Raw genomic sequence first — 15,595 nt, forward strand, 5'->3', positions numbered from 1 at the left:
GAACTACCGCAAAGGCACGCTGGATATACGCAAGGCAATAGCCAGCGTGTCCCGCCTGATTAATGAGGAATGGTGGGTTCGCCAGCTTAAAGCCCAGCGCACCCGCTGGCGTGAAGCGCTGATGATTGCCGTCGGTCAGGTCAGTAAAAAGGCGTCACCGTATGCCAGCAAAATGGCGATCCGCGATGTACAGGCGCGTCGCCTCGCTAACATGGATTACCTGAAAAGTTGTGAGCTGGAGAACGTCGCAACTGGTGAACGTATCGACCTGATCGACAAGGTAATGGCGAGTATTTCCAACCCAGAAATCCGCCGTATGGAGCTAATGAGTACCATCGCGGGAGTGGAGCGTTACGCCAGCGAACAGCGAGACGTTGGGATGTTTATCACCATCACGACCCCGTCGAAATATCACCCGACCCGCGTGATCGGCAAGGGCGAAAACGAGACAGTCCAGTTTAACCGGAGCTGGGACAACGAAGCGTTTACGCCGAAAGACGGCCAGCGATATCTGGTCAAAATTTGGAGCAAAATGCGCACGGCATTTAAAGACGCAGGCCTGAAAGTTTACGGGATGCGCGTTGTCGAACCTCATCACGACGGGACGCCACACTGGCACATGATGCTGTTTTGCAAGCGTGTCCATCGTCAAGCTGTGATCGACATTATGCGCCGCTACGCCCTGAAAGAAGACGGCGACGAGCGCGGCGCGGCTAAGTACCGCTTTGAGTGTAAACACCTCAATAAAGGCGGTGCGGCTGGCTATATCGCTAAGTACATCGCAAAGAATATTGACGGCTACGCGCTGGACGGCCAACTGGACGACGAAACCGGAAAGCCATTGCGTGATATGGCCGCCGCCGTCACCGCGTGGGCGTCAACGTGGCGCATCCCCCAATTTAAACCTATCGGTATCCCCACAATGGGCGCTTACCGCGAATGCCGGAGCGGCACGTTACGCAGCGTCAATCTCTCTGACCAGTTTGACGAGCAGGTCGAATCGGTTCGCTTTGCTGCCGACGCTGGCGACTTTGCCGCATACATGGCCGCACAAGGTGGCGCGAATGTTTCCCGCGAACTGCAAACGGTGCGTGTTGCACGCCGGGTATCGGACAAGCTCAACGAGTATGACGAAGAGGTGCAAAAGGTTGTCGGGATTTTCGCCCCGCATTTGGGCGAAGGTCATGTTTTTGAAACCCGTACAACCGAATGGCGCATTGTTTCTAAAGCCGTTGACCTTGAGCCTTTGACTTTAAAAAGCGCCCCCGGCGCGCCTCGGAGTCCTGTCAATAACTGTGGGTTGGGTTCTCAACGGTCAGGCGCAAATGTCAAAACGCAGGCCGAAAACAGCGGCATAGCGACGACATCAGAAACCGATAACCCACCGATTGACTGGAATGACGACGCGGCTGTGAGGGCGCTAGGAATGCGTCTGCGTGAGCAATCCGTCAGGAAGAATCATAAACAGCGCGACTTTAACCCCAATACCCTCCGCGATCCGTCACCGTCAGCCAGATTAACGGGCGAAGAACGGGAGCGGATACCCCGCATTCAGCGTGATTTGTCCCTGAAAGTTATCAGTGTTCAACGCTGGGAGCTGGAAGCACTGGCGCGTGGGGCAAAAATGAAGATAGACGGCGAACTTATTTCATACCCGGCGGCTGATGAGTGGCCGGGGTTCAGTAATCAGATGGAGGTTTGATGCATGGGTAAGTTAACAAAGAAAGAACGGGAATGGGTAGCTGACGTGCAGGACGTTTTGAACCGTTGCCCATCGCCAGAGAAAATTGGTTTCTACACCACAGGCGATGCGTATATTTACCTATACGACCTGAGAAAATACAAAGACGTTGTACAGGCGCTGGACACAGGCAAGGCGTCTGACTGGTCGCCAGCGTGTCGAGTAGCAGGTGCTCACATTGAGGGTAATATAGAATTCCCATCACCGGTGGAAGCTACAGCAGGATAAGGATTAAATAGAATGTCTAAATCCCCCACCGAACGTAAAGCCGCCCAGCGCGCACGCCAGCGTGATGCTGGCGTGGTAAAAGTCGAGATCCACGTTGATGCGCAAGAGCTGGAAATGCTTAAGCGCAACTGCGCCCTGCGTCGTCCGGGGCGTGAACCGTATGATATCGACGAGTACCTGACCACGTTAATTCGTCAGGATGCCGCAGCCCTACAGCAAAAAATAGCGGAGCTAAGTCAGCGTAAATGCCAGAAATGCTGGGAGAAGTTACCCGTTTCTGAGTGCTGCCTGTCTGGTGCATCTGAGTGCTGGAATACGCAAGGCTGGCATGATTTAAAGTTAATTCTGTGAATGCCTCGGCGTGAAATGTTCTAGTGACATGTCACGCCACTTTGCTGTGATGAACGCATAACCAATCAATCACTCGTGGCACACTAAGTGATTGACGAAAATTTCAATATGTAAAATACTGTATACGCATACAGTAAAAATAAGGAAATGGCATCCCTTGGAAAACACGGAACACATACAGGCCGTTTTGTCGCGAGTTCAGTTAATCGCAGACATATCGTTAGTGGCTCAGTGCGATGTAGACGAATTAAAAACCGCGATGTCAATCATTGCGGATTTGGCGAACGGCACGATAGAAACCAGAGAGTATCGAGAGATTAGTGACAAGTCGGAACTGGTCGAATACCTGAAAAAACGATTAGAGGATGCCGTCTTTTAGCCATGCATGCATAACCCGCATGATTTTGCATGATGATCTACTGCCTATTTATCCCCGTTAACGCCATAGCTGGCGCGGATCGCGCTGGATCGTGCGAGTGCATGAAAAGCGACACACAAAGCGGGCAGGCGTGGCGGGGATAGCATTGCGCGCGAGGGAAGCATAGTGTGTGCCAGTGTCAAGTGGGAATACACATGAGAACAGAACAATGAAACGGTGAAAATCCATTAGAAAACATCTGAGTGTATTTGGTTGCCACACAAAATACTGTATATAACAACAGTACTATGCTATATTTAATAGCAGTTGGGAATTACCCTACTTGCCTGTAGAATATCCGCCCTCGACTTCAGGTGAAGAATGTAGGGATGCGTAATGTCATATGATTTCATACAGTTCATCACGCCGGTAGCTAGCGACATTGAGCAGTTAGGAACTAAAGAGAAATTTTGGTTCCACTATGTTGATAAAGAGACCAACCCATGGTTGTTTAAGTATTCAAGGGCTGAGACTGGCGAACATTGGTCTGAAAAATGTGCTGCTGAATTGTGTCATTTATTGGGTATCCCGCATGCTGACTATGAGTTAGCACAAGCATATGGTCGGTTAGGGATCATCTCGCCCAATATGATACCAGACCAGTTTCGCATGGTAATGGGGAATGAAGTCCTACATAGTACTTCAACTGATTACCCTGAACCAATCCAACCGGGCGAAAAACCTGTTCGGGTCAGAGAGCATACTGTTAGCAGAGTACTAGCCTGTTTAGACAGGCAAGCAATACAGCCACCACTTTGTTCGTATGATCTTACTGGGCTTAATGCTGCTGATGTTTTTTGTGGCTACCTCATGCTTGATGCACTGATAGGCAATCAAGACAGGCACCATGAAAATTGGGCAATTATGCTCAATAATGAAACAGGAGAACAATTTTTATGTCCTACATACGATCATGCAGCAAGTTTAGGTAGAGAACTGGTCGATACCGAGCGTCAAGAACGATTTAGCTCTCGTGATAGAAACCGCCAGATACCATATTTCGTTAGAAGAGCAAGGTCAGAGCTTTTCAAAACAAAAACAGACAAACGACCATTGCTTACAGTAGATGCATATAGGCAATCTGTTATCGGCAGAGATGTGGCCAACCAATATTGGCTTTCTCAGTTGCACAGCTTGTCAGAAGAATCTATAGCCAAGGTTTTCAATGACGTGCCAGCAGAATGCATTTCTGAGAGCGCACGAAAATTCGCAACCTTGATGGTTATAGAAAACAGAAGAAGGCTTTTAGAAGATGAATAACTTTAACTCAGTTTATGTTGCATGGCAGGCGCCAGATACTCGCGACTGGCATGTCGTTGGTAACTTGCAGGAGCGTAAATCGGGTTATGTCTTCAAGTACACCAAAGGGGCACTCTCGTCGACCAAGTTCACTAAGTTCAGTGGAATGAATGACGTTAGCGAAACTTACGTGTCGGAAGAATTATTCCCGTTATTCAAAAATCGACTGCTTTCCCCAAAGCGTCCAGAATATCCTCGCTTTATGTCTTGGCTAGGTCTTGATGATGAAGACGCCAAGCCTATTGAGATTCTGGCACGTACTGGCGGTATGCGAAGTACAGATAATTTGCAGATTTTCAAGAAAATCGAACTTGAAGAAGATGGCAGCTTTGAACATTATTTCTTCCTTCATGGGCTCGGTTATCTTGATGAAAGGGCAAACCAACGAGTTTCCGAATTGAAGCCGGGCGAAGTGCTTAGGTTATGCTTGGATTTGCAAAATGCTTATGATTCGGAGGCTGTTGTAGTTCGCGCTGACAAACCAGCCGAGATTGTAGGGTACTGCCCTCGGTACTTTGCAACAGTAATCAAGAGCCTGCTGATTATCAATCCTAAAGCAGTTTCTTTAATGGTGGAGAAGATCAGTAATGACGCGCCGCATAACTACCGTTTGTTATGCAAAATCAAAGGACACGTGTCTCACTCTCATCGAGAAATGTTCAACTTACACAATGAATTCGAGTTGATTGATTAATAAAAAGGGTTCACCACACGGTGAACCCTTTTTTTATTCTTCGGTAAGTTTATAGCTTCGGAAAGCAATTATTTCCTGCCCAATAAGGTTATTAATCTCCTTCATCCGCTCCTGTAACGGCGTCAGTTCGTTCCTGACAAACACCTGACTGGCATTTACCACATCCCCGAAACCGCCTGTGTTATTTGGGATAATCCCCATCATCTGCGGCGGAACGCGGTGGGCGCTGAGCAGATCGTCACGGCTGGCGTTCTTGATGTTAAAGAAGTCGTCTTTCGTTGCCACCTCGCTGAGCGGCACAATCTTGATGCCGTCCGGCTTGCCGTTGGGGGCGTAGAAAAACAGGTTCTTAAAATTCCCCAGTCCCTTTGTATTACTCATCGCGGCGCGTAACTTGTCTACGTCGGTGCCGCTTTGTGCCGCATCGGTCACGTACATGATGTAACCCGCATGTGCACCATTCTGATAATACTTGCGCCGGAACAGCGTCGCCGATTCGTTCAGCCAAGCTGAGTTCAACGAGCTGATATATTCCGGTAGGCCATACATTTCCTGATTGATATCCGGCTCCAGCAGATGGAACACGCTACCCGGTTCAAAGCGGTGTGGCTCTTTGAATGACTGCACGAACCAGTAAACATCGTCCTCTACCCCGCGTCGCGTGTATTTGGCCGGGCTGGACTCCAGCCGCAATAAGCCCCCTACCCGATTTAACCGCTTTTCCAGAAACGCATTCCCAAACACCAGATAATCCAGCACAAAGCGGCTAAAATCCTGCTGACTCAATAACGGGTGCGGAATAAACGTGCTCACCAGAATGTTACGTTTCACGTAGATCGGTGAGCTGTGATGTACTGCGGCGCGCAGGCTTTTAGCCAGACCGCTAAAGCTGATCGGCGGCTCAATCCATCGGCCATTATGGATGCATTCGGCATAGTCCAGAATGTCGCGGCGATCGAGAACGGCGGACGGCTCACCGAAGGTGAATGCTTCCATCGGCTGCGGCGGGTTGGCAGGCGCTGATTGGGATTTGCGATATTTGCGCTTTTTCATTCGTTAAAATCCAAAATGCTGACAGGGACATGACCGTTAATCGCGGTCAGGGGTTCGTTTAACAGCGCGTGCATGGTTGCCCATGCCACATCGGCGTGGCTGATTTCTTCGCTGCGGCTGGCTTCATAGGTGGTACGGTTACCGCTGGCCGTCATGGTTTTGCGTATGGCCATAAACGATTGGGTGATGTCGGTGTGACTGGTGTCGTACTCCAGCCGTCCGCTGGTGATGGTGTCTTTTGCCTTGAGCACCATCGCGGTTTTGATTTCGGGTGAGTATTTGATTTCACGTGCCGCCGGGAAGAAGCCGCGCACAAGCTGGTAAACGCCCTGACCGATGCCCGTCGCATCAATGCCGATGTATTCGACGATGTATTTTTCCGTCAGCAGCTTGATAGCGTCGGCCTGTGCGGCAAAATCCATGCCTTTCCACTGGAAGCGCTCCAGAATGCGGAACTTACCGCCCGGTGCCTGCGGTGGTGCCAATACCACACAGCCCGCGCTGTCGCCCGTGTGTGACGGGTCGTAACCAATCCAGACAGGTTTATAGGCAAACGGGCGCAGCGCGTAGGGGTTGAAGTCCTCCCACTCTTCCAGCGCATCGACCATACAGCGCTGTAATTCCTCAAACGGGAATACGGACGCTTTATCATCGACAAACTCGCACATCAGCAGGTTTTGATACTCTGCCGGGCTGTATTCCAGCGTGAGCTGGTCGAGGTCAAACAGGTTACAGCCCCCGGACAGCGCATCTTCTACCGTCACAATCTGCCGCCACTGGCCGTCACCGCACAGCACGCCGCCGGAAAGGTTGGCATGGCTTAAATCCAGATGGAGGTGATCGGCCTTGTTACTGCGCCCCTTGTTGAACAGCTCACCCGACCAGAACGGATAGGCGCTGTGTGCCAGACTCGACGGCGTGGAAAAATAGGTTGAACGCCATTTTTTGTGCAACGACATGCCGCTGGCGACTTTGCGCAGCTCCTGAAACTTGGGTATCCAGAAATATTCATCCAGATACAGGTTTCCGGTATAGCTCTGCGCGGTGCGGATATTGGTGCCGAGAAAGAACAGGCGCGCCCCGTTCGGCAGCACCATCGGATCGCCTTTCAGGTCAACATCGACCAGCCGGGCAAAATCGATGATGTAGTTTTTAAAGACGTGAGCCTGTGCCTTACTCGCTGACAGGAAAATCTGATTACGCCCGGTAGTAAGCGCATCGATAAGGGCTTCACGCGCAAAATAGAACGTCGCCCCAATCTGGCGCGATTTCAGGATATTGCGGATACGGTGCTGTAGCCCGGCTTGATGCCAGCCGCGCTGGTACTCGAAAATCTCACTCAGGAAAATGTCGTTCAGCTTCTCGATAGCCGACTCGCTGAACAGGTTCTTTTCTGGCGCTTTGCGTTCGCCCTTGTTGCGGTTGCGCACGTTGGGATTGAGATCGGCCTCGTTACCCGTCTGGCTGTAGCGGTTTACCCGCGCCAGCCGTTCAATCTGACGGCCTAACAGGTCGATTTCTTTGTAGTCATGCCCCTCCTTTTTCGTCTTCATGATGAGCTGAATTAGCCGTGCTTCCAGACTGGCTTCAACACGCGATACCGGGGCAATAGCGTCCCAGCCGTCGCGCTGCTTCCAGCTCTGAACGGTCGGCGTTTTCTGGTTCAGCATTTCCCCAATCTGACGCACCGAAAAGCCCTGCCAATAGAGCAAAGCCGCCTGTCGTCGTGGGTCGCTGATGATGGTGGTATCGATGGCGGTATTCATGACGGCAAGGCTACGTCAGCGCCGCCCCTCACCGCCTTAAGTGCCTGTTGTGCCAGCGGTTAGCGAACCGTGATTGATGGCGCGGCATAGTGCCACGCCGGATACTCGCCCCGACTTCCAGAAAACAACGGATGAGAAAATGGCAAAGAAAGTTTCTAAGTTTTTCCGCGTCGGTGTTGAAGGTGACACCTGCGATGGTCGCGTGATTGACGCGAACGATATTCAAAACATGGCGGATACGTTTGATCCGCGTGTCTATGGTTGCCGCATCAACCTTGAACACCTGAAAGGCTTGTTGCCTGACAGCCCGTTTCGCCGCTATGGCGATGTAGTCGAACTGAAATCAGAGACGATTGATGATGATTCGGCTATCAGTGGCAAGCTGGCATTGTTCGCCAAAATAACCCCGACAGATGAACTGGTGGCAATGAATGAAGCCAGACAGAAAATCTATACCTCTATGGAGATCCAGCCCAATTTTGCCAACACAGGCAAGAGCTATCTGGTCGGTCTGGCGGTCACCGATGACCCGGCCAGCCTAGGCACGGAAATGCTGGAATTCAGTGCAAAGGCAAAACTCAACCCGCTGGCAACCCGTAAATCCTCCCCGGAAAACCTCTTTTCTGTCGCTACCGAAGTGACGCTGGAGTTTGAAGACCTGCCGGACGTGGAGCCGACGCTGTTGTCTCGCATCAAAACACTACTGAGCCGCCAAAAATCCGGCGATGACGCCCGTTTTAATGATGTGCATGAGGCAGTGGCTGCGGTGGGTGAGCATGTCCAGAGCGGCTTTGGTGATGTCTATCAGCGCATTTCAAAGATTGAAGTTGACCTTGCGGTTTACAAGCAGGATGCATCCCGCCAGACCGAGCAGGCAAAACAGGAAATCACTGACCTTAAAGCGACGCTGGACGGCACCGAAAGCCTGTCGCAAACGCGCCGCCCGGCGGCGACAGGTGGCGACGGTGAAGCCTCGTTGCTGACCAACTGCTAACTGGGGCAATGTCCCTCGATCCCCTTATTCAAAAAGAACTGGAAAAACCATGCGTAAAGAGACCCGTTTTAAATTTAATGCCTACATGACCCAGCTTGCGGCGCTGAATGGCGTTGAAGTGGAAACCCTGAGTAAAAAATTCAGCGTTGAGCCGTCCGTCACGCAGTCGCTGATGGAAGTGGTGCAAGAGTCCTCCGACTTCCTGACCCGCATCAACATCGTGCCTGTTTCCGAGCTGACCGGGGAGAAAATCGGCCTCGGTGTGTCCGGGTCGGTTGCCAGCACCACGGATACGTCAAGCGGTGACGAGCGTGAAACCGCCGACTTGCTGAGTCTGGAAGCGCGCCAGTACAAGTGCGAACAGATGAACTTTGATTTCCATATCCGATACAACACGCTTGACCTGTGGGCGCGTTTTCAGGATTTCCAGTTGCGTTTGCGTAACGCCATCGCCAAGCGTCAGTCACTGGATTACATCATGGCAGGCTGGCACGGCGTGAAACGTGCCGCGACCTCTGACCGCGCTAAATATCCGCTATTGCAGGATGTGGCCGTGGGTTGGTTGCAGAAATACCGCAACGAATCCGCTAAGCGCGTGATGAGTAAAGTCGTAGGTGAAGATGGCGCAGTGATTTCCGAAAAAATTCGCGTCGGTGAGAACGGCGATTATGTCAGCCTTGACGCGCTGGTGATGGATGCGACCAACACCATGATCGACGAATGGCATCAGGAAGACCCAGATTTGGTGGTGATTTGTGGCCGTCAGTTGCTGTCTGACAAATATTTCCCGCTGGTCAACAAGCAACAGGAAAACAGCGAAATGCTGGCCGCTGACGTCATCATTAGCCAGAAGCGTATCGGCAATTTACCTGCCGTGCGCGTGCCGTACTTCCCGGCCAATTCCCTGATGATCACCCGTCTGGATAACCTGTCTATCTACTACATGGACGACAGTCACCGCCGCCACATTGAAGAGGTTGCCAAGCGTGACCGTATCGAAAACTACGAATCCATTAAACAGGATTACGTCGTGGAAGATTACGGCGCAGGCTGCGTGATCGAAAACATCCAGCTCGGTAAGTTCCCGAAACCACCAGAAGCGGAAAAAGCGGCTGAACCTGCCGCGTCAGGTACTGAAACCTCAACCGATAACGCCGGAGCCTAAGCATGTTAAGCCCCGCCCAGCGTCACATGATGCGGGTATCGGCTGCTGAGGCGTCGCAGCGGGAGAATGATCCGCTGCGACAGGCCACCGGGTACGAGCAAATGCTGTTCCGGCTTGCGGCTGACAAACGCACGTTAAAACAGGTGCGCTCCATTGAGCGTAAAGCCGAAATGAAAAGCGGTCTGTTGCCCAGCTATGCGCCGTGGGTCGCGGGTGTGCTGGCAAACGGTCGCGGCGCACAGGATGCGGTGTTGATGACGGTCATGGTGTGGAAGCTCGATGCCGGGGACGTCCCCGGCGCGCTGGAGATTGCCCGTTATGCCATCGCGCACAAGCTGGTGATGCCAGAGGGGTACACCCGCCCGACGCCGTACCTGTTAGCCGAAGAGGTGGCCGACGCGGCGACCCGCGCCCATACCGCAGGGCAAGCGGTCAACATTGACCTGCTGATCGACACGCTGACGCTGACCGATACAGAGGACATGCCAGACCAAGTGCGCGCCAAACTGCACAAAATCATCGGCCTGATCTTGCGCAGCGGCAAGCCAGAGCAAGCCCTGTTTCACCTGAAACGCGCCTTTCAGCTTGATAGCCGAAGCGGTGTGAAAAAAGACATAGAGCGGCTGGAAACGGCGTTGCGTAAAGCAGCGGCCAGCCGTTAACCCAACGCGCCCCGCGCCGGGCGGCACACAGGCCGGAACGGTTATCCGTTTTCTGAGCCTGTGTCCACCGCCCACCTATTTTGAGGTTGTCATGACGACAATGATTTTTCCCGCGAAAGCGGAGCCACGCCCGGATGCGGTGGTTATTCCTGTGCCCGCGCAACAGGATGCCGTAATCAAAAACACCTTCTTCTGGCCGGACGTGGAGCCGGGAACGCTGCGCACGCTGATGCGCCTTGAAAACACCGTCACGCCGGAGCGTCTGCGCCATGCTGCGTTAACCGCGATTGCCGAGGTCAACGCCGAGCTATTCGAGTACCGAAAAGCGCAATGGGCGGCAGGGTTTACCCGGCTTGCCGACGTTCCGGCCGAGCAGCTCGACGGCCAGAGCGAAAAGCATCATCACTACCTGCGTGCGGTCAGCTCTATCACTACGGCGACGCTGTACGAGCGTTACCGAAGCTATGACGCCAGCGCCAAAGGTGACCGCAAAGCCGATGCGCTCGACGGCACGATTGATGAGCTGTGGCGCGATGCGCGCTGGTCAATCAGCCACTTGCAGGATAAGCCCCGCTGCATCATCGGGCATATCTGATGAACGTTATCGCACAGCAGGGCGACACGCTGGACGCCCTGTGTTATCGCCACTACGGGCGCACGCAGGGTGCCGTTGAGGCGGTGTTAGCGGTTAATCCGGGGCTGGCTGAATTCGGGGCAATACTGCCCCACGGCACCGCAGTAACCCTGCCGGATATTGCTGCCGCCCCTGTCCGTGAGTCCGTTCAATTATGGGAGTAAACCGTGAACGAACCCGATAAAAGTATTTTGTCCTTATTCCTGATCGGCGCGCTGATCGTCGTCGGAAAAGTGCTGGCAGGTGGCGAGCCTGTCACGCTGCGCCTGTTTATTGGTCGCGTCTTGTTGGGCGGCTTTGTCTCGATGGTGGCAGGCGTGGCATTGGTGCAGTTTCCTACCCTGTCCCCCGTCGCTATCAATGGCATTGGTGCCGCATTGGGGATAGCGGGCTATCAGGCGATTGAATTACTGATTAAAAGTCAGTTGGACAAAAGGAAGAAAACCGATGAGTAAAAATCTGACGGCCTTTCTGGATATGCTGGCCTTTTCCGAAGGAACGGCAACGCACCCGCTGACGCGCAATCACGGCTATGACGTCATCGTCACCGGACTGGATGGCAAGCCGGAAATTTTCACCGACTACCGCGATCACCCGTTTGCGTTTGGCCGTCCGGCGAAAGTGTTTAACCGTCGGGGTGAGAAGTCCACGGCATCCGGGCGTTATCAACAGCTTTATCTTTTCTGGCCGCATTATCAGCAGCGAATGAAGCTGCCGGATTTCAGCCCGGCGTCACAAGACAAGTTGGCCGTGCAGTTGATTAACGAGCGAAAAGCGTTGGCCGATATCGAACGCGGTGACATTGAACGGGCGATTTCCAAGTGCCGGAATATCTGGGCGTCGTTGCCGAGAGCGGGTTACGGTCAGCGTGAACACAGCCTTGATAAGCTGCTTCTGGTGTACCAGCAGGCCGGAGGAACGCTGGCATGATGAGCTCAGGGGGAAAGTTTATGGCGCTGGTCATTGCGTGTTTGCTCTGCATCGTGGCCGTCAATAAATGGCAGCTTTCCCGCGCAGAGCACACAGTAAGCCAGCAGGGGATCGCCCTGAGCGAGCAAAAAGACACGCTACTGGCACAGTCTGCGGCTATCGGGTCGTTGCAGGACAACGCCCGGCGCAACGAACAGGCACAGGCGGAACTCCGCACGAAACTGTCACAGGCCGGGCAACTGGCCGCCGGGCGCGAACGTACACTAACGAGGTTGCTTAATGAAAACGCCGATTTACGCCGCTGGTACAGCGCTAATTTGCCTGACGATGTTAAGCGGTTGCACCGCCGCCCCGCCTTTGACAACCCCGACGATTATTTACGTTGGCTGTCCGAAGGTAACGAGCTGCCCGATACCGGGCAGCCGCCCGGAAACCAACGGTGACTTAAGCGCCGATAACCGCCAGTTAGAAGGCGCACTGGTGAGCTGTGCGCTACAGGTGGAAACCATCAAACACTGTCAGGAACAACACGATGCTGGCAGAAAAATAAGTTATTAATATTTAAAACAAAAAGGAGAAGTAAGCATGTTAACAGTAAAAGTAGTTTCACTTAATGGCGGTGAAGAGATCCACAGTGGTGTAAGCGTAGGTTACAGCCCTGCAAAACAAAACATTGCTGTATCTGGCATGAATGGCCGAATTGTATTGAATCCGGGGGATGTGGCGTATGTCATGAACAGCCTCGGTAAAACAATTTCCCGTTACGAGCATACCGCAGCAAAGGACGCACCATGCTGAAACCCAACAGCCTGCGCAGCGCCTTAAGTGATGCGGTGCCGGTACTGAAAAATAACCCCGACATGCTGCATGTCTTTATCGACAGTGGCACGGTGGTGTCCACGCTGGCCGCGTCGCTGTCGTTTGAGAATCAGTACACGCTGAATCTGGTTATCACGGATTTTACCAATAATATCGACTGGCTGCTGGTGCCGATTCAGGCGTGGTTACGGGAGAATCAGCCAGACATTGCCAATGACCGGAAAGGTTTTACCTACCTTGCTGACATTAACGATGACGGGAGCTGTGATATCAGTATCAGCCTGAAACTCACCGAACGGGTGATTGTGAAAGAGGTTGATAAGGCATTGCATGTGACCCACGCGCCAGAGCCGCCGTTACCCGTTCCCGTCGAACGTCCGATGTCGCTGTACATCAGCGGTGAGTTAGTGAGTACGTGGCATGAATGAGCTGAAACCGTTTGATGATGAACTGGCGGGATTGCTGGCGAAACTGTCCCCTGCCAGCCGAAAAACGTTAGCAAGAAATATCGCTAACGACCTGCGAAAAACCAACCAAGCCCGTATCCGTAAGCAGAAAAGCCCAGAGGGGGAGACATTTACCCAACGCAAGGCGCAGGTCATCACCGTTCAGCGAGGAATGAAAATCCTGTGGAACGGTGAAGTGCGGAGCCTGAAAAACTGGCGCAAGCGTAAAGCCCGGTTTGGTACGTTATTCACCGGGTATGACATGGACAGAAAAGCCATCCGCTCGTTTTACCTGAGTGATATCCAGCGCTTTGTTGAAGTGAAGAAAGAGCGAGTGAACACCCGTTCAGGCAAGGCCAAAGCCCGGATGTTTCAGCAGCTTGTGAAGAATAAATACATGCTGGCAGCGGCATCGCCTAACGATGCCACGGTGAAATTTGCTGAGAAAGCGCGGCGGGTTGCTGAGATCCACCATTACGGGCAGGCAGAGAAACAACGCGGTCATAACAAAGAAATCCAGTACCCTGAACGTCAGCTTTTAGGCATAACCCGCACAGACAAAGAGCGGGTAAACGATTTGGTGATTCAACATCTGAGCCAATGAATGAAGCCCCGCGAATGCGGGGCTTCATTCATATATGGAATACCCGACCGCCGCCGTTTGGTAGTTCAACCGTCAGACTTAACTTACCGCCCATCGCTTCAATATAGCGTTTCAGCGTTGCCAGTTTGACATCGTTTCCGCGCTGTTCTATCTGAGTGATCGCGGGCTGTTTAATCCCCATCGCATCGGCAACGGTTTTTTGTGAAAGCTGGAGTTCTTCCCGCAACATCTGTAGGCCAGTTTCCAGAATCATTTCATCGGCCATTTCTTTAATGCGGGTCTGACTTTCCGGTGACTGCGCCGCAATAAATTCTTTGAGCGTTTTCATTAGTGATTCCTCTTTGCTAGATGTTCGGTAAATTCATCATCCGCGATACGGATCATGGTGTCGTAAAACCGCTTATCATTGCTTTTGTCCCCGGCGCACAACACGATGGCCTGACGCTCGGGATCGAAGGCAAAGAAAGCACGAATAGGGTGCCCGGCATGTTGCACGCGTAACTCTTTCATATTGCGATAACGTGAGCCTTTCACACCGTCAGCATAGGGGCGGGGAAGCTGTGGGCCATAAAATTCAAGGCGCATCAGGTCAGCAGCCATTTTTTCCTGTAGAGAACCTTCCTGTTCTTCTAACCATGCGGTAAATCGTTCCGTTAAAATTACCGTCCACATTCGTACCACTCCATAATAAGCTATGACTTATATAATATAAGCTGTGGCTTATTTGTCAATATACAAGTTGCTTGTTGTCTGGCAGACCAGCAAACCGCATTGCATTGCCGCGACTTGTCCCCGGCGGCATCCTTTCCCTTATGAAAACACAAGCCACCCTTACCGAAATCCAGCGCTTACTGCGCAATCTGATCCGTGTCGGCGTCGTGACCCACGTCAACACAGCGGACGCCCTCTGCCGGGTACAAACCGGAGACATGACCACAGGCTGGTTGAACTGGCTGACGCGTCGCGCCGGACGCTCCCGCGACTGGTGGGCACCGTCCATCGGTGAGCAGGTGCTGATCCTGTCCATCGGCGGCGAACTGGACACCGCCTTTGTGCTGCCCGGCATCTATTCCGATGACAACCCCGCGCCGTCAGTTTCTGCCGATGCGTATCACGTCAGCTTTCCCGACGGCGCGATTATCGAGTACGAACCCGCCACTGGGGCGCTGACCGTCAGCGGGATTAAAACCGCCGATATCACCGCGTCTGAATCCATTACTGCCACGGTGCCGCTGGTCACAGTGAGGGCATCAACACGTATCACGCTGGACACGCCCGAAGTGGTCTGCACCAACAAGCTGATCACCGGAACGCTGGAGGTGAAACAAGGCGGCACGATGAGCGGCAATATAGAGCATTCCGGCGGGTCGCTGTCGTCCAATGGGAAAGTGTTGCACACCCACAAACACCCCGGCGACAGCGGCGGCACAACAGGTGCGCCACTATGACCGCGCGTTACCTCGGCATGAGCCGTGACAGCGGTCAGACGCTCGGTGATATCGAACACATTCGCCAGAGCGTGCGCGATATTCTCATTACGCCCGTCGGGTCACGAGTGATGCGCCGGGATTACGGTTCGCTGCTGTCGGCGCTGATCGACCAGCCGCAAAATCCCGCTGTGAAATTGCAGGTGATGGCCGCGTGTTACATGGCGCTGCTGCGCTGGGAGCCGCGCATCACGCTGACAGGCATCAATCTGACCAGCGCATTCGACGGTCAGTTGTACGTTGATATCACAGGCGCGCTGGCTGACAGCAACGCCTTTTTCCTTTCTGTTCCTGTGAGCTGACC

General features: G+C 53.0%; 22 protein-coding genes and 1 pseudogene. 19 read left to right on the forward strand and 4 right to left on the reverse strand.

Annotated elements, in window-relative coordinates:
- The 5 genes from A6301_RS04945 to A6301_RS04965 all read left to right on the forward strand — a co-directional run.
- Positions 1–1,702, forward strand: a 1,702-nt coding sequence (locus tag A6301_RS04945) for a replication endonuclease (RefSeq protein WP_234257240.1), incomplete at its 5' end; no start/stop codon positions are given.
- Positions 1,703–1,705: 3 nt separating this feature from the next.
- Positions 1,706–1,969, forward strand: coding sequence for a hypothetical protein (locus A6301_RS04950; protein WP_234257241.1), 264 nt, complete (start codon positions 1,706–1,708; stop codon positions 1,967–1,969).
- A 12-nt stretch (positions 1,970–1,981) separates the two neighbouring features.
- Positions 1,982–2,320, forward strand: a complete 339-nt coding sequence (locus A6301_RS04955) for a hypothetical protein (protein WP_234257242.1) — start codon at positions 1,982–1,984, stop codon at positions 2,318–2,320.
- Positions 2,321–3,074: 754 nt separating this feature from the next.
- Positions 3,075–3,998 (forward strand): hypothetical protein, encoded by a 924-nt coding sequence (locus A6301_RS04960; protein ID WP_234257243.1) that lies wholly within the window; start codon positions 3,075–3,077, stop codon positions 3,996–3,998.
- Positions 3,991–4,731: an HIRAN domain-containing protein gene (locus A6301_RS04965; RefSeq protein WP_215484489.1), complete on the forward strand. Its 741-nt coding sequence runs from the start codon at positions 3,991–3,993 to the stop codon at positions 4,729–4,731. The genes A6301_RS04960 and A6301_RS04965 overlap by 8 nt, the downstream gene beginning before the upstream one ends.
- A gap of 33 nt (positions 4,732–4,764) precedes the next feature.
- Here A6301_RS04965 and A6301_RS04970 read toward each other — a convergent pair whose 3' ends face one another.
- Both A6301_RS04970 and A6301_RS04975 read right to left on the reverse strand, forming a co-directional pair.
- Entirely contained in the window at positions 4,765–5,784 is a 1,020-nt protein-coding gene (locus A6301_RS04970; protein WP_234257244.1) for a phage portal protein, read from the reverse strand.
- Positions 5,781–7,550 carry a terminase ATPase subunit family protein gene (locus A6301_RS04975; RefSeq protein WP_234257245.1) on the reverse strand — a complete coding sequence of 590 codons (1,770 nt, stop codon included), beginning with the start codon at positions 7,548–7,550 and terminating at the stop codon, positions 5,781–5,783. The genes A6301_RS04970 and A6301_RS04975 overlap by 4 nt, the downstream gene beginning before the upstream one ends.
- A 139-nt stretch (positions 7,551–7,689) precedes the next feature.
- Here A6301_RS04975 and A6301_RS04980 point away from each other — a divergent pair, with 139 nt between their 5' ends.
- The 12 genes and pseudogenes from A6301_RS04980 to A6301_RS05035 all read left to right on the forward strand — a co-directional run bounded on the left by A6301_RS04980 (position 7,690) and on the right by A6301_RS05035 (position 13,804).
- Positions 7,690–8,544: a GPO family capsid scaffolding protein gene (locus tag A6301_RS04980; RefSeq protein ID WP_039276167.1), complete on the forward strand. Its 855-nt coding sequence runs from the start codon at positions 7,690–7,692 to the stop codon at positions 8,542–8,544.
- A 49-nt stretch (positions 8,545–8,593) separates the two neighbouring features.
- Positions 8,594–9,709 (forward strand): phage major capsid protein, P2 family, encoded by a 1,116-nt coding sequence (locus A6301_RS04985; RefSeq protein ID WP_234257246.1) that lies wholly within the window; start codon positions 8,594–8,596, stop codon positions 9,707–9,709.
- A 2-nt stretch (positions 9,710–9,711) separates the two neighbouring features.
- Complete coding sequence (locus tag A6301_RS04990) at positions 9,712–10,371, forward strand: terminase endonuclease subunit (RefSeq protein WP_039288302.1); 660 nt, start codon at positions 9,712–9,714, stop codon at positions 10,369–10,371.
- Between the two features lie 91 nt (positions 10,372–10,462).
- Positions 10,463–10,966: a head completion/stabilization protein gene (locus A6301_RS04995; RefSeq protein ID WP_234257247.1), complete on the forward strand. Its 504-nt coding sequence runs from the start codon at positions 10,463–10,465 to the stop codon at positions 10,964–10,966.
- Entirely contained in the window at positions 10,966–11,169 is a 204-nt protein-coding gene (locus A6301_RS05000; protein ID WP_234257248.1) for a tail protein X, read from the forward strand. Before A6301_RS04995 ends, A6301_RS05000 begins: the two co-directional genes overlap by 1 nt.
- 3 nt (positions 11,170–11,172) lie before the next feature.
- Complete coding sequence (locus A6301_RS05005) at positions 11,173–11,460, forward strand: phage holin family protein (protein ID WP_234257249.1); 288 nt, start codon at positions 11,173–11,175, stop codon at positions 11,458–11,460.
- Positions 11,453–11,935: a glycoside hydrolase family 104 protein gene (locus tag A6301_RS05010; protein WP_234257250.1), complete on the forward strand. Its 483-nt coding sequence runs from the start codon at positions 11,453–11,455 to the stop codon at positions 11,933–11,935. The genes A6301_RS05005 and A6301_RS05010 overlap by 8 nt, the downstream gene beginning before the upstream one ends.
- Positions 11,936–11,955: 20 nt before the next feature.
- A pseudogene (gene lysB, locus A6301_RS05015) lies at positions 11,956–12,294 on the forward strand (Rz-like lysis system protein LysB); the annotation flags it as partial.
- Complete coding sequence (gene lysC, locus A6301_RS05020; RefSeq protein ID WP_234257251.1) at positions 12,215–12,493, forward strand: Rz1-like lysis system protein LysC; 279 nt, start codon at positions 12,215–12,217, stop codon at positions 12,491–12,493. The pseudogene lysB and the gene lysC, both read left to right, overlap by 80 nt.
- Positions 12,494–12,520: 27 nt before the next feature.
- Complete coding sequence (locus tag A6301_RS05025; RefSeq protein WP_234257252.1) at positions 12,521–12,733, forward strand: hypothetical protein; 213 nt, start codon at positions 12,521–12,523, stop codon at positions 12,731–12,733.
- A complete protein-coding gene (locus A6301_RS05030) occupies positions 12,727–13,182 on the forward strand; it encodes a phage tail protein (RefSeq protein WP_234257253.1) in 456 nt (151 codons plus the stop codon). The genes A6301_RS05025 and A6301_RS05030 overlap by 7 nt, the downstream gene beginning before the upstream one ends.
- Positions 13,175–13,804, forward strand: coding sequence for a phage virion morphogenesis protein (locus tag A6301_RS05035; RefSeq protein ID WP_234257254.1), 630 nt, complete (start codon positions 13,175–13,177; stop codon positions 13,802–13,804). Before A6301_RS05030 ends, A6301_RS05035 begins: the two co-directional genes overlap by 8 nt.
- Positions 13,805–13,832: 28 nt before the next feature.
- Here A6301_RS05035 and A6301_RS05040 read toward each other — a convergent pair whose 3' ends face one another.
- Both A6301_RS05040 and A6301_RS05045 read right to left on the reverse strand, forming a co-directional pair.
- Positions 13,833–14,132 carry a helix-turn-helix domain-containing protein gene (locus tag A6301_RS05040; protein ID WP_234257255.1) on the reverse strand — a complete coding sequence of 100 codons (300 nt, stop codon included), beginning with the start codon at positions 14,130–14,132 and terminating at the stop codon, positions 13,833–13,835.
- The gene (locus tag A6301_RS05045) at positions 14,132–14,476 is read right to left on the reverse strand and encodes a type II toxin-antitoxin system RelE/ParE family toxin (protein WP_234257256.1); all 345 of its coding nucleotides are present in this window, start codon (positions 14,474–14,476) and stop codon (positions 14,132–14,134) included. The genes A6301_RS05040 and A6301_RS05045 overlap by 1 nt, the downstream gene beginning before the upstream one ends.
- A 140-nt stretch (positions 14,477–14,616) precedes the next feature.
- Here A6301_RS05045 and A6301_RS05050 point away from each other — a divergent pair, with 140 nt between their 5' ends.
- Positions 14,617–15,252, forward strand: a complete 636-nt coding sequence (locus A6301_RS05050) for a phage baseplate assembly protein V (protein ID WP_234257257.1) — start codon at positions 14,617–14,619, stop codon at positions 15,250–15,252.
- Positions 15,249–15,593, forward strand: a complete 345-nt coding sequence (locus A6301_RS05055) for a GPW/gp25 family protein (RefSeq protein WP_234257258.1) — start codon at positions 15,249–15,251, stop codon at positions 15,591–15,593. The genes A6301_RS05050 and A6301_RS05055 overlap by 4 nt, the downstream gene beginning before the upstream one ends.
- Positions 15,594–15,595 lie beyond the last annotated feature (2 nt).

The organism is Pectobacterium sp. IFB5596 (assembly GCF_021432585.1).
Taxonomy (GTDB): Bacteria; Pseudomonadota; Gammaproteobacteria; order Enterobacterales; family Enterobacteriaceae; genus Pectobacterium; species Pectobacterium punjabense.